Annotated in this window: 10 protein-coding genes and 1 pseudogene; 1 reads left to right on the forward strand and 10 read right to left on the reverse strand. The window is 59.1% G+C overall.

Annotated elements, in window-relative coordinates:
- Positions 1–224: 224 nt before the first annotated feature.
- The 8 genes from AB4Y31_RS31520 to AB4Y31_RS31555 all read right to left on the reverse strand — a co-directional run bounded on the left by AB4Y31_RS31520 (position 225) and on the right by AB4Y31_RS31555 (position 10,195).
- A complete protein-coding gene (locus tag AB4Y31_RS31520; protein ID WP_018439696.1) occupies positions 225–1,745 on the reverse strand; it encodes an aldehyde dehydrogenase family protein in 1,521 nt (506 codons plus the stop codon).
- Positions 1,746–2,023: 278 nt separating this feature from the next.
- Positions 2,024–2,959, reverse strand: coding sequence for a 3-hydroxyacyl-CoA dehydrogenase (locus AB4Y31_RS31525; RefSeq protein WP_026229495.1), 936 nt, complete (start codon positions 2,957–2,959; stop codon positions 2,024–2,026).
- Between the two features lie 34 nt (positions 2,960–2,993).
- A complete protein-coding gene (locus AB4Y31_RS31530; protein WP_018439698.1) occupies positions 2,994–3,734 on the reverse strand; it encodes an SDR family NAD(P)-dependent oxidoreductase in 741 nt (246 codons plus the stop codon).
- A gap of 22 nt (positions 3,735–3,756) precedes the next feature.
- Entirely contained in the window at positions 3,757–4,527 is a 771-nt protein-coding gene (locus AB4Y31_RS31535) for an SDR family NAD(P)-dependent oxidoreductase (RefSeq protein WP_018439699.1), read from the reverse strand.
- Positions 4,528–4,575: 48 nt separating this feature from the next.
- On the reverse strand, positions 4,576–6,402 hold the full coding sequence (locus AB4Y31_RS31540; RefSeq protein WP_020566081.1) for an NAD(P)/FAD-dependent oxidoreductase: 1,827 nt from the start codon (positions 6,400–6,402) through the stop codon (positions 4,576–4,578).
- A 36-nt stretch (positions 6,403–6,438) separates the two neighbouring features.
- The gene (locus tag AB4Y31_RS31545) at positions 6,439–7,482 is read right to left on the reverse strand and encodes an ABC transporter permease (RefSeq protein WP_368677396.1); all 1,044 of its coding nucleotides are present in this window, start codon (positions 7,480–7,482) and stop codon (positions 6,439–6,441) included.
- A gap of 53 nt (positions 7,483–7,535) precedes the next feature.
- Positions 7,536–9,029 (reverse strand): sugar ABC transporter ATP-binding protein, encoded by a 1,494-nt coding sequence (locus AB4Y31_RS31550; protein WP_018439702.1) that lies wholly within the window; start codon positions 9,027–9,029, stop codon positions 7,536–7,538.
- Positions 9,026–10,195: a sugar ABC transporter substrate-binding protein gene (locus AB4Y31_RS31555; RefSeq protein WP_368677397.1), complete on the reverse strand. Its 1,170-nt coding sequence runs from the start codon at positions 10,193–10,195 to the stop codon at positions 9,026–9,028. Before AB4Y31_RS31555 ends, AB4Y31_RS31550 begins: the two co-directional genes overlap by 4 nt.
- A 496-nt stretch (positions 10,196–10,691) precedes the next feature.
- On the opposite strand from AB4Y31_RS31555, the gene AB4Y31_RS31560 reads away from it, so the two are divergent.
- Entirely contained in the window at positions 10,692–11,624 is a 933-nt protein-coding gene (locus tag AB4Y31_RS31560) for a helix-turn-helix domain-containing protein (RefSeq protein ID WP_020566082.1), read from the forward strand.
- Positions 11,625–11,760: 136 nt separating this feature from the next.
- Here AB4Y31_RS31560 and AB4Y31_RS31565 read toward each other — a convergent pair whose 3' ends face one another.
- Both AB4Y31_RS31565 and AB4Y31_RS31570 read right to left on the reverse strand, forming a co-directional pair.
- Positions 11,761–12,519 carry a hypothetical protein gene (locus AB4Y31_RS31565; RefSeq protein WP_026229497.1) on the reverse strand — a complete coding sequence of 253 codons (759 nt, stop codon included), beginning with the start codon at positions 12,517–12,519 and terminating at the stop codon, positions 11,761–11,763.
- 443 nt (positions 12,520–12,962) lie between these two features.
- Positions 12,963–13,739: pseudogene (locus tag AB4Y31_RS31570) on the reverse strand (IS110 family transposase); the annotation flags it as partial.
- Positions 13,740–13,863: the final 124 nt, after the last annotated feature.

Here is a 13,863-nt window from a genome sequence, read left to right on the forward strand (position 1 = left end):
GGATTGCAGAGCTGCATCTATGCTCATTCGAACATCGAATTCGCGCGCGTCGTCTCATTGATTTCACCTGGCGTTACTTGCGTCGTTACGTCGGCGTCGCCGACCGTGTTTTGAACACCATCCCTAGCTCTTTTTTCACAGCCCCGACCCATTCATTAGGTATCGTCACTAAGGCCAAAACCAAACGCCATACGAGATTCAGGCCTCGTCCTTCCCTTCCTATCTCAATAGAGGCCGGTGGGATTTGGATCGTGGCTGACAATCACATTCTTGATGTTTTGGTAGTGATTCAACATCATCTTGTGATTCTCTCGTCCAATGCCCGATCTCTTGTAGCCGCCGAACGCTGAGTGAGCAGGATAAAGATGGTAGCAGTTGTTCCATACGCGTCCAGCCTGGATGCCCTTGCTCATACGGTGAGCAACCGAAATATCTCGCGTCCAGACAGCTGCAGCGAGGCCGTATTGCGTGTCGTTAGCGATATGCAACGCCTCTTCCTCGGTCTTGAAAGTTGTTACCCCTGCCACCGGACCAAAAATCTCCTCTTGGAAGATGCGCATATTGTTTTCGCCGCGGAACATCGTCGGCTCGATGTACCAGCCCCCTTTCAGGTCGCCCGGCAGGTCAGAAGTGCGACCGCCACTGAGACACGTTGCCCCCTCCTCAAAGCCGAGTTTGATGTAGGACATGATCTTATCAAACTGTTCCTTCGATGCTTGGGCGCCAATCATAGTGCCTATATCAAGCGGGTTACCAACCTTGATACCCTTCACACGCTTGATTGCACGTTCGATAAAGCGCTCGTAGATCGACTCTTGCACCAGGTACCGCGACGGACATGTACACGCCTCACCTTGATTGAGTGTAAACATCGCAAAGCTCTCGACTGCTTTCTCAAAAAGAGCATCGTCTTTTGCCGCTATGTCATCAAAATAGATACTGGGTGACTTTCCGCCTAGCTCCAAAGTCACAGGAATCAGATTCTCCGCTGCATAGCCCATGATGAGTTGCCCCGTCGTTGTCTCTCCCGTAAATGCAATCTTGGCGATACGGGGACTACTCGCGAGCGGCTTACCTGCTTCCAGTCCGAATCCGTTCACGACATTCAGAACCCCAGGCGGCAAGAGATCCTGGATCAGCTCTACTAGCACCAGAATCGAAGCTGGCGTCTGCTCCGCCGGCTTCAGGACGATACAGTTACCCGTGGCCAATGCGGGCGCGAGCTTCCAAGCCGCCATCAACAGCGGAAAATTCCAAGGAATGATTTGGCCGACTACCCCGAGCGGCTCTTTGTAGTGGTACGCGTACGTCGAGTTATCGATCTCCGAGATCGTCCCCTCTTCCGTGCGGATGCACGAGGCAAAGTAACGGAAGTGGTCGATAGCCATAGGGATGTCGCCGGACATCGACTCGCGCAAAGGCTTACCCTTTTCAATAGTCTCCGCTACTGCCAGTAGTCTGAGATTTGCTTCCATGCGGTCTGCAATTTTAAGCAAAAGGGACGCACGTTCCGTCGGCGATGTTTTTGCCCAACTAGCCTTTGCTGCGTGTGCGGCATCCAATGCCGCCTCGATGTCACTCGCGTTTGAACGCGGAACTTCGCAGAAAACCTCCCCGGTAATCGGAGTCGCGTTCTCGAAATACTGACCGGAGAGCGACCCTTGCCACCTTCCCCCAATGTAGTTTCCATAGCGTTTCTTGAATGGGTTCTGAACCCCAAGATTGGATGCATCGAGAAGCCTCATGGTGATCTCCTAATTGTTTAATCCACTTAAACACCAGTGTCGCCTGAATTTGGATCCCATCGGATCCGACTAGCCACGCTATTTACTCTTTTTAAGACGCAAAGCAATGGTTTGCTTCAGCTGTCACCAAAAGCGTACGTTCCGTCTATCGAACGTTCTAGGACTTTTCCGCCAATCGCATCGAACGGCAAAAGTGAGTGATTACCATTCCACGAGCAAAGCTTCGCTAAGGATCGATTCGGAAATTGCCCCCTCACACTTGGTCAGTCCGGCCGACCTTAGTCCATCAGTGAGCGCCGGTGCGCAAGCAGAGCCATCAGACGGCGATCGCGCCAGCGACTGCGTTCCTCGATATGATCCAGCGAGAGCACTCTGCGGCGCTCGGCATCGAGGTCCTCCATAGTCTCGGCCGGCCAGTCGAACGGCACGCGCGTCGCGGCGATATCGCGATAAGTGCCCCTGTAGCGCGACGCGTAATCGGCGACGCCACCCGGAGCGTTCAGATCGATGGTCTCGAACGGGCCCATAAAGCACCAGCGCATCGCCAGCCCGTCGCGCATCACGGTGTCGAGGTCGGCAGCAGTGGCATAGCCCTGTTTGTAGAGGCTCAGCGCTTCATCGAGCACAGCGCCTTGCAGACGGTTGAGCAGGAATCCCGCGATTTCGCGCCGGACAATCACAGGCTTTTGCCCCACCTGTTCGTAGAACGCAAGCGCCCGTTCCAGCGCCCCCGGCGAGGTCCACGGCGCGCCGCACAACTCCACAAGCGGCACGAGCGAAGGAGGATTCACCGGATGCCCGACGAAGCAGCGCGCGCGGCCCGGCAAACCCTCAGTAAACTTCGATACGGGCAAGCCCGAGGTCGAGCTGGCAAGTAGTGCGTCGGGCGGGGTCAGCCGATCCAGTTCTGCGAACAGCACACGCTTAGCCTCGACGACTTCGGCGATGTTCTCCTGCACAAACGCGGCGTCCCTGACTGTTTCTTCGAGCGTGCCGCATGCGGTGATGCGCGCGACGATCGCATCGACCGGTTCCTCGATGAGACCAAATGACGCAAGATCTTCGACGCTCTGGCGAATGGCGGGGAGCGCTCCCCTCAGCATCTCTGGCGAGGCATCGTGAATTCTCACAGTGGCGCCATTGCGCGCGAAGACGATTGCCCACGCGCGGCCGATACGCCCGGAGCCGATTACTGCTGTTTTCATTGTCTGCATGCGATCTAATCCTGACTATAGCGGGCACTCCCCATCACGATGCGATGTAGAGGCCACCATTGATATGAATGGTCTCGCCTGTCAGAAAGCCCGCTCCATCGCTGCACAGAAAAGAGACCACAGTAGCCACTTCGCGTGGCTCGCCCATGCGCTTGAGCAGCGTGTTGGCGAGCCACGTATCGCCATCGCTTTCCATGATTGCGCGAACCATCGGCGTATCGATGATCCCGGGTGATACGCAGTTCACGCGCGTACGCGGTGCAAGTTCTTTCGCGAGGCTACGTGCAAACGCGAGCACGCCGCCTTTGGCCGCGCCGTAATGCGAATGCCAGATGACGCCGGCGTGCCCCGCGAGCGATGCGACATGGACCATTGCGCTGCCCTCGCGCAGATAGGGCATAACAGCTCGAGAAATATAGAAAGTGCCGTCAAGATTGATAGCGATAATGCGGTGCCACTCCTCGTCCGTCATGTCGCGCGTGGGACTCTTCGGAAAGTGGCCCGCCGAGGTCACCAGGAAATCGATGCCGCCGAAGCGCTCATTGCAAAGCCGAGCAGCGGCGTCGGCCTCTGCGGATTGCGTCACGTCCACCTTCGCTACCGCGATGCGCTCGCCCGACGGATCGAGCTCCCGCGCGAAGTCTCGCAGCGCCTGCTCGTTGAGGTCGGTAAGCACCATGTTGGCACCGCAAGCATGGAACTCCACCGCGATGGCCCGAGAAATGCCGCCGTTGGCGCCGGTCATCACCAGCGCACGCCCGTTGAAGTCATACATTTTTCGTCTCCATACTTATTGTTCACCACGACGTATAGCCGCCGTCTACCGTGAGGATAGTGCCAGTGCAATAGCTCGCTGCATCGCTCGCGAGGAACAGCACCGCGCTTGCGATCTCGTGCGTGTGGGCCAGGCGGCCCATCGGCGTCATCTCTTCCCAGCAAGCGAGCCAGTCCGGATTGCTGTCGCGCAATGGCCGTGTCATCTCTGTCTCGACGTAACCCGGTGCGACCGCGTTCACGCGCACGCCGGTCTTCGCCAGCGCGCAAGCCATCGCTTTCGTCGTCATGTGCATCGCGCCCTTGCTCGCCATGTACGGAATCGGGTTGTGCGGCTTGGTCACAACGTACCCACACATCGAGCCGATATTCACGATGCTGCCGGCGCCGCGCTTCGCCATGTGGCGGCCGAATTCGCGGCCGCACCAGAAGGCGGCGTCGGAGTTGACTTGCATTGTGCGGGTCCAGACGTCGTCAGGCGTGTCGAGGAAATCGGTAACGATCGCTATGCCCGCGTTGTTGACGAGAATATCTACCGCGCATTCTTCGTTCAGCTCGCGCGCCAGCTCGGCTACGGCGTCCGGTTGCGTAACGTCGATCTGACGCGCCATGGCGTCAATGCCGAGGCTCTTGAGCCTATCCTCGGCGGCACACCCCGTATCGCGATCCAGCTCGGCGATGACGACACTCGCACCCGCCTCGCCCACCGCCTTGGAAATCTCGAGCCCGATACCGCGTCCCCCGCCGGTCACAACAGCGCGTCGACCGTCCAAGCGAAACTTTTCCAAATACATGATTCCTTCTCCTATCGTCTTTACGATCGCGAGTTTCGCTGGCCCTCCTCACGAGAGATGATGGACGTCCTCGATGCCGTACACGGGCGTGTCGATGCCCTCCATCCGCGCTTTGAGCTGAATGGCGAGATACTTCGAGTAATGTCGTGACTGATGCAGATTGCCGCCGTGGAACCAGAGCGCTTCTTGCTTTGTCGGCTTCCACATGTTGCGCAACTCGCCCTCCCACGGCCCAGGATCGCGAATGGTGTCGGAGCCGAGCCCCCACACTTTGCCAACCTTGTCCGCCACCTCCTGCGAAATGATTTCGGCCGCCCAAGCGTTCATGGATCCGTAACCGGTCGCGTAGACGATCAGGTCCGCGCATAGTTCGCTGCCGTCGCTGAATACCACCGAATGCGCTTTGATCTGCGTGATGCTTACGCCAGACTTGAGCTTGATCTCTCCGTTGGCGATCAGTTGCGACGCGCCGACGTCGATGTAGTAGCCCGAACCGCGCCGCAGATACTTCATGAACAGGCCAGAATCATCTTCGCCGTAATCGAGCATGAAGCCAGCATCTTCGAGCGAGCGATAAAACGCCTCGTCTTCCTCGCGGATGCGCTGCATCAGCGGTTTGTGCATTTCGCCAAGCAGCCGATACGGAATCGAAGCGAAAATCAGATCGGCCTTTTCGACATCGACGCCACGCTGCACCGCGCTTTCCGAATAAAGCGGCTCCAATGCGTGCTTCATCTGCGTGGCCGAGCGGACCACCAGCGTGCTGGAGCGCTGCACCATCGTGACATCTGCGCCCTCTTCCCAGAGGGCAGCACAAATGTCGTGCGACGAGTTGTTGGAGCCCACCACGATCACCTTCTTGCCATGCCACCCTTCCGGCCCGGCATGCTGCGACGAATGCTGCTGCACGCCTTTGAACAAGTCCTGCCCCGGATAAACCGGTACGTTCGGCTTGCCAGATACACCCGTCGCGAGCACTAACTGCTTCGGATGCAGCATGATCGCTTCGCCTTTCCGCTCCACGACGACAGTCCATTCCTGCTTGGCCTCATCGTAGGCCGCCGAGCGCGCCGTCGTTGAACCCCAGAAGTTCAGCTCCATTACGTTCGCGTACATCTCGAGGAAGTCGGCGATCTTGTCCTTCGGAGAGAACACCGGCCACGTCTTTGGAAACTCGATGTACGGCAAATGGTCGTACCACACTGGATCGTGCAGGCAGAGCGACTTGTAGCGCTTTCTCCACGAATCGCCTGGCTTTTCGTTGCGCTCGACGATGAGCGTCGGCACGCCGAGGTGACGCAACCGTGCCGCGAGCGCGATGCCGCCCTGACCGCCACCGATGATCAGCGTGTACGGCTGTGTTGAAATTCCGAGCTCGTCGACTTCCTTCTGTCGTTTCTCGCGCCACGTCTGCCGATCCTCGCGCGCGCCGTGCTCCGCTCCGATCGGTCGGCGCGCGCCCGATGCTTCCTCGTGCCCCTTCAGTTCGTTGACGAGAGTGAGCAGCGTCCAGGCCTTTCCGTCTTTTAGCCGCACGTGGCCGATGCAGCGCGCCACCGGCGTCTCAAACGTGAGCCATGAGTCGATTACGCCGCCCGTGTCGACGGGGTCCTCACTCGCGGCGAAGCGGTAAGGCTGCGCCGTGCCGAGCGTCGCGGTAAGCATGTGCTCGATGGCCGGCCTTCCTTCGACTGTCTTGATGTTCCACGTGAGCGCGAGCATGTCGCGCCAGAAACCATGCTCGGTGAAGAGCCCCGCGACCTTGGCAGCATTACCGCTGGCAAGTGCATCGTTGAATTCGGCAAGCCACGCGCTCAGCTCGATGCGGGCTCGTTCGAGCGACGTCGCACGTTCGAAGTCGGTTACTGCATTCATATCATCTCCATTGCTCATGGATGTCGGAAAATGGTTTCAGCCAGCGACCGGGTTCTCTGCATCGCTGACAGTGGATCGCTCAAGCGGCGCCACATTTTGCTGATCGCCCGCTCTCGCGAGGGCGAGGCGTCGGTTGCGGCGGAGGATCAACACGCGCGCAAGCGTCACCGCGCCCACCAGCACGACGCCGTTGAAGACCGGCTGGACGTAGGAATCCGCGCCGAGCATAAAGAGACCTGTCGTGCCAGTGCCGACGAGATAGACCGCGAGAAACGCGCCCCAGATGTTGTAGAAGCCGAGCCGGAACGAGGTTGCGCTCAAAAAGGCCGCTGCGAACGCGGGCAACAGAAACGCCTGCGCGGCGGTTGGGTGTCCGGCGCCGAGCCTTGCCACCTGAACGAATCCCGCCAACGACGTAAGCGTACTCGACACGACGAACGACATAGCGATGTAGCGAGAAAGATTCACCCCGATGAGCTTCGCCGCGTCGGGGCCCCCGCCGACCGCATAAAGGCGCCGTCCGGCCGGGCGATAAGTGAGCATGAACCACATTACTGCCGCAATCGCCAGTGCATAGAGAAACGGCAGCGGCACGAAGCCCAATAGCCGCGTTTGCCCGAGCGCGAGGAAATTAGGCGGAATGCCTTTGTAGATCACTTGTCCACCGGAATATACGAGCACGATGCCAGAAAGCACGCTACCCACACCGAGGCTCACGACCAGCGAATTGAGTTGAAGGTAGCCGACCAGCACGCCCATCAAGAGACCGATCAGCGCGCCGATTGCGAGCACCGCGACCAGCACGAGCGGCCATGGCCACTGATTATTCGATTGTAGCCCCGCCGTGAGCATCACGCCGAGACTCGCGATAAAGCCCGGCGCGACATCGAACTGTCCGACGATCATCGGCACCATCACGCCCACGGCGATGAGGCTGAGTACTGCGCCGTCGCTCATGATGGAGCCGGCGTTTTCCAGCGTGGCGAACGAATCGGGCCGGATGAGAGAAAAGAAGCCGATCAGCATGAGAAGCGCGATCAGCAGGCTAAAGCGGCTGAGAAAATGATTGATGCGACGCATGTTGACTTCCTGTCAGCAATGAAAACTTATCTCGTGAACCGCGCGGCAGTGTTTTAACGCTTGTACACAGCGCGATTGATCGTTTCGTGCGTAAGCTCCGCACCGTGGTATTCGCCGACCACCTGACCGTCGCACATGACGATGATCCGATCGCAGAAATCGACAAGGATGTCGAGATCCGAATCGAACACAAGCGCACCGATTTTTCGGGTCTCCACGACGCCCCGAATTGTATTGAATATTTCAGTGCGTGCGCCGATGTCGATTCCCTGCGTGGGCTCATCCAGAATCAGCAGTTGCACTTCCCGACGCAACCACTTGCCAAGCGATACTTTCTGCTGATTACCACCTGAGAGATTTTCGATGGGCGTGCCGGCGCTTTCGGTCTTCACCTTCATGCTGCGCACGACCTCGTCCGCCGCGCGCCGCTCCCGTGCAGGCACGATACCGATGCGGCTCATTAGCTGGCCGAAGTCCGCCAGCACCGAGTTCTCCGCGACGCTCAAGCCGTGAAACACGCCGCTGCGGCGCTCCTGCGGCACATACGCGAGGCCCATATCGACGAGCGCTCGTGTCGAAAGATTCGTGATGTCGGCATGGCGCAGGCGGATGCTTCCGGCCCGTGCCTTTTGCAATCCAAAGATCAGCCGACCCAATTCCGAACGTCCGGATCCGACGAGTCCCGCGACACCGACGATCTCGCCGCGCCCGACATTCAGATCGACACCACGAAGCCGGATGCCCGACAGGCCACGTACCGTCAGCAGCGGCTCAATCCCGCGCGCCGCCGTCGCCAAACGGGCCGCGGGCGGTCTGATTGCTTTATTGACGATCAACCCGACGAGCTTTTCCTTGTCGATGGTAGAAGTCGGTCCATGGAACACCATCGCACCATCACGCAATACGGACACTTCATCTGCGACTTGCATCACTTCTTCGAGCCGATGTGTGATGTAGAGAATTGCGACGCCGCGCGCCTTCACGCGTCGCACCATCTGCAATAGATGATCGACTTCGGAGACGGGCAGGCGCGCCGTCGGCTCGTCCAAGACCAACACCCCACCGCTTTCCGGCAGGCTGTTGAGCGCGCGCGCGATGGCGATCATCGACTGATGCGCGGGGCCGAGCGACCCTACCGCCTCACTCGCGAGGGTGGCAATGCCGTAATCGTCGAGCAACTTCTGCGCACGGCGATGCTGCTCGCGCCAGTTGATCGCGCCCCGGCGTATCGTGAAGCCACAGGCGAGGCCCAGGTTCTCGGCAACCGACAGCGAGGGTACGAGCCCCAGGTCCTGATGCACGAATGCGATGCGCTCGCGCGCCCCGTGCCCGGTCGGCGAAATCTCGCCGCTGTCCGGTTCGTGATAGCCCGAGAGAATCTTGACGAGCGTAGACTTGCCGCATCCATTCGCGCCCAGCAGCGCATGCACGCGGCCCGCGCGAAAGTCGATGCTCACGTCCTTCAGGGCGCGAGTGGCGCCGAACGATTTATTCAGACCGCGAATCCGGACGCGCACTTGCTGGTCATCATCGAGAACGTCGCTCATTTCTGCACTCCCCACAGCTTGCGATAAGCCGCCCGGAAGTCGTAGCCGCCCTGCCAGCCGTGTGACATCTCGTAGTCGCTGAGCGTACTGATATTGGTCTTGTCGAACAGCCGCACCGGAATGCCCTGATTGACGGTGGGCTGGCCCCGCATCAACCGGTTCAGGTTGTCGATCACCGCGTACGCATCCCATTCGCGCGGATCGGCCGCGCACACCGCTTCGACTTGCCCGTCCTTGATGAGTTGAAGACTCTCGGCATTGCAGTCAAAGCCCGCGCCGCGCATCTTCGACGACAGCCCCGAGGCGATCAGCGCGCGCGACACTCGGCTCATGCAAGCATCGAAGCACCACCCCCAGTTGATCTTCGGATTCGCCTGCAACGCCGCCGTGGCGATCGAACCGGGCTGCGTGTCGATGTTCGCCATCGGCCATTCCTTGACTGTGACCTTGCAGTTCTTGCATTTTTTCGGGTCGGTCAGGACATTCTTCGTGCCAACCCACTGACCGTTGCGCGTGACATAGAGATCGGTATTGAGCAGAATCAGCGCGTTCACGTTGCCGTTCGACTTCCAGATCATGTAGTTCGCCAGCGCCTCGCCGTGCCTGGCGTAATCCCACGACACATCCGGTATCGTGTCCGGCGTGTTCTTCAATGTGCCGAGCGTGATCAGCGGAATCTTCGCTTTGACTGCACGCGCCACACCATCCGAGACGGTCGTCGTATCGACGAATTCGAGCACGATGCCGTCGTACTTCGCATCGATCGCTGAATTCAGCGCCTTGTTCTGCTCCTGCGGATCGCCCCGCCCATCGAGCACGTTGACCTGCCAGCCCAGCGCCTTGCCCGCCTCGACCATGGCGCGCGAAGCGCGCGCCGCACCATCGGCTGCCTCGCAGCACGACACGACCGCGATGCGCTTGCCGGCAAGCGGCTTCGGACTCGATGACGGGCCTCGCCATTCGATCTTCGCGGTCATCACCTGCTCGGCGGCCATCTTCGCCGCCGACGCTTCCGGCGTCAGCGCGGCATCGGCCGCGACCGCATGCACCACCGGAATCAGCGCGGCGAACAACGTCGCCGCGCCCCACGCGTGCTTCAACGTCACGGCACAGCGCGTCCGAGCGCTTTGACTCCAGCCGCGCATCGTCATCAAGATTGCCTTCATGTTTGTCTCCGTCAATTTATGATCGTCGCAACGCCTCTGAGAGCACGTGACGATTGTTTTATGCACATTTGTAATAACCGGGTTTTGCTTAACTGCTTCGCTTCTGACGATCCTCAAGGGCGCCCCCCACTCGTCTTAAGCTTTTGCTACACAATTTCGCCACAGCAACGCATCGGCAACGTCCGAGTCATTGCAGCTAATCTGGCACCAAGCCTACTTAGGCCATTTCCAATCGACTAGGACTTTTGCGCCATCCTGGTGACCACAGAATCGATCAATCCAGCCGCAGCCGCTGCGTCTTACGCAGCGGGTCTCTCGGTACTATCCCCGAGAGGGGAAGGACCAATGGTTGATGGATAATAGTTTTGCTAGCGTTCATTCCGAATTGGAAAAATTGATTAGCGCTTTTGCCCTTTACATCCCCGTTCGCCGCTCCTAGTACGCCGCTCGCGGTGCATCAGGTCGGAGGCCGCGAAAGCTAGGAGGAATAGGAATCATGCAATTCGAAGCGTGGAATGCCGCGCTGCGTCACAACTGTGGTCATTTTTTCGCGGTACCGCGCAGGGGGCAAAAGGCCATCGAAGGCCACTTTTGCCCGCATGACGTGGCTGGGTTCAGCATCGTAGACATCGCCTGCAACATCGAGGGGATCGATCGTCCCATCGAGGGCGTTCGTAGAGATGGGAGAGAGTATCTTTTTCTCCTCGCGCCAATCTCCGGCCAGATGCAAATGGAGCAAGACGGCGAGCGAAACGTCTTGAAGCCCGGGGAGCTCTATCTTCTTGATTCAACGCTTCCAGCGAGTATTGGCTTTGGCAACGCCTTTTGTCGCTACATTGCCGTGCATATTCCTCGTGCGCTGCTGCTACTGGACGCGCCTGCAGGGCCTATCGGCGGCTCGCCGAATTTCGCCGACCGAACCGCTCTCCTGCGCTTGTATCGTTATGTGATGACCTTGAGCGATATGAAGCGAGGTGGTGACGCAAACCTCCTGCTTGGACTCACTCGAGCAACGTTTTCCCGCAACGACGCCTCTCGCCCCGCGCACGCGATGCGGACGCAACAATCGCGCTTCGCGTTGGCCGTCCGAGAAATTGAAAGCTTCTTGAACTCTGATGAGCTTTCGCTTCCCTGGCTAGCTCAACGCCTCGGCATATCGACGCGTCAGCTCGACCGGGATTTCGAAGCACACGGGACCAGTTTTATCCAGACGCTCCGCACCAAGCGCTTAAAGCTCGCCGCAGAGTATATGGATGTTGCGGCTCGTTCTCGTCGTGCTATCAGGATCAGTGACCTAGCTCAAGATTCCGGCTTTCGAGACTTGTCGAATTTTAATCGCGCTTTCAAGGCCGAGTTCGGCGTTACGCCAGGAGATTATCTTCGCGGAGGCTGTCAAAACGTACTGCAAGAGGCGGCACATTCTCTCTAAAATTTTGTCTCGGAAGAAACTTTAAGAATCCGTAATGTGCTCTGATCGAGCTTACCCAGAGCGACGTGGGAGTGCATTGCTGTCTAAGTAACGGCCAGCGAAACAGAGCAACTCGTTGCGATGAGCCGCTCTCGTTTCAAACAGCATTATCGACAGGCGCACTCGAAACGAGCGCCCTCGCGCGCAGCGCCGACGTAACAGAGTCGATGAGTCCATCTGGCGGTGCAACACCGATTCGGGAAAGTGCCTGCTGCACGCTGATCACACGTTCGGCGTCGTAGGACCTTCCGCTTTCGATAGCCCGCTCGAAAGCATTGGCGAGCCGGTTGATCTCCTCTGGATCAGCACTGACCAGCAGCACCGCATGAGCTAACACTGCATGCAGCGGGGCGTGCGATCCGCGCGCGTCCGATCGCACGGCACGCCAGTATTGCGCGGTACCAGCGATCTTTCGTGCATCGCCCCGAGGTCCCCACGCAAGATTGAAGCGTCCGTCGCAGAAGGAGCCTTCCACCGGCTGCCAATGAGTTTGAAGCCCGAATGTGCCCAGCGCCTCGCGCAGGATCTCACACAGATGCCTATAGACCACCTCAGAAAATGCGCCCACGGTGCCCCGCACCGGATAGGCCAAGCTTAGGTTGACTATGCCCGGCCCCTGCGGCACCAGCCCACCGCCAGACATGCGCAAAAATACCGGGCAGCCGCGCCGTGCGAAATCAGCTCGAGCGCTTTCCAGGGTAGCGAAGCGTCGGTAACTACGCGGCACCACCAACGACATCGGCGCCTGCCACAGATGCGCGACGCACTTGCCCGCAGCGGCCAGCGACAGCAGCGATATCTCCGCCGCGAGGGGATCGGCGGAATCTGCATCGACGTCGATGATGTGAAATGGCATATGCACGTGAAGCGGCTTGGGAAGAGAGGAACCGGATCGACGCTTAGCAACGTAGTGGAAAGCGGCGCCGCCGTTCGCGTTGACCGATTGACTTGTGACCAGCGTCAATGACTTGCACCTACTCGTTTGTCGTGCGAATCGAGTAGGGGACGGGGTTACCCCCGTCGCCCTCTCACATACATGGACGCCCCCGTTTTGCCAGGCCTTCGTTGATGACGGCTAGATGATTGAGATTGCGGCCATACATCCGGACTGTTGGGAGGCGCGTATACACTGCCTCTGTCCCTGATGGAATCAGCTGATCGGACTCTAATCACCACCTCGCGCTCGAAGCGCCTGTGGGAGGGCAGAGTGTTCCGATCCCGGTCCAACCTATCTTGCCATCACGGTGCGACTGCCTGAGCAACCTCTTGGGGAGAACTGTTCGTACCAAACCGATTGGCTTACGCGGCGACGTGAGACGACGCGTAAGCCAATCGGAACGTAGTGCCTCGTGTCAGCAACGCCCAGACGATTCGGGCATTGTGGTTCGCGACTGCCACGACGGCAATGTTCTTGTGCCGCCGCGTCAGGAGACGGCGAAGCCAGCCGGAGAACGAATCGTCTTTATCGGCCAGGTAGCGAACGACCGCGCGCGCCCCATGGACCATCAATGTTCGCAAGTACGTGTCGCCGCGCTTGGTGATCCCCAGTAACAACGGCTTACCTCCGCTTGAATGCTGTCTGGGCACCAGACCGAGCCAAGCCGCCAATTGCCGAGCACTGCTGAAACACCTGGCATCTCCGATCGAAGCAACGAGTGCGCTGGCCGTGATGGGGCCGATCCCGGGAATTTGCGCAAGCCTACGGCTAGCGTCGTTGGCATGATGCCAGGCCTTAATCTGTGCCTCGATCTCTTCGACGTGTCGATCGAGTTCCTTCAGATGATCGGTCAAGCGGTGAATCAATAAACGAAACGAGCCCGGTAACTCATTGCTGGCGTCCTCGATGAGTTCCGGCACCTGTTGTGCCACTTTCGTGATCCCTAGCGGGATGACCAAGCCGAACTCCCCGAGCAGCCCTCGGATTTGATTCGCCTGAGCGGTACGCGCATGCACGAAGGCTTGCCGAGCGCGGTGCAAGGCGAGAACGGCTTGTTGGTCGACGTTCTTGACCGGCACGAATCGCATGTTCGGCCGCGCCACGGCCTCGCATATCGCTTCTGCATCCGCCATGTCGGACGTGTCAGGAATTTCGTGTGCTGAGGTCGGTTAAAAATCTCAGCTGATGGCGGCGGTGAATCGCTCGCCGAACAGGATGGCGAACTGATTGACTGCTTGCCGCCAGGTGATAGGTGGCATCTTC

This window comes from Trinickia sp. EG282A (assembly GCF_040965455.1).
Lineage (GTDB): Bacteria > Pseudomonadota > Gammaproteobacteria > Burkholderiales > Burkholderiaceae > Trinickia > Trinickia symbiotica.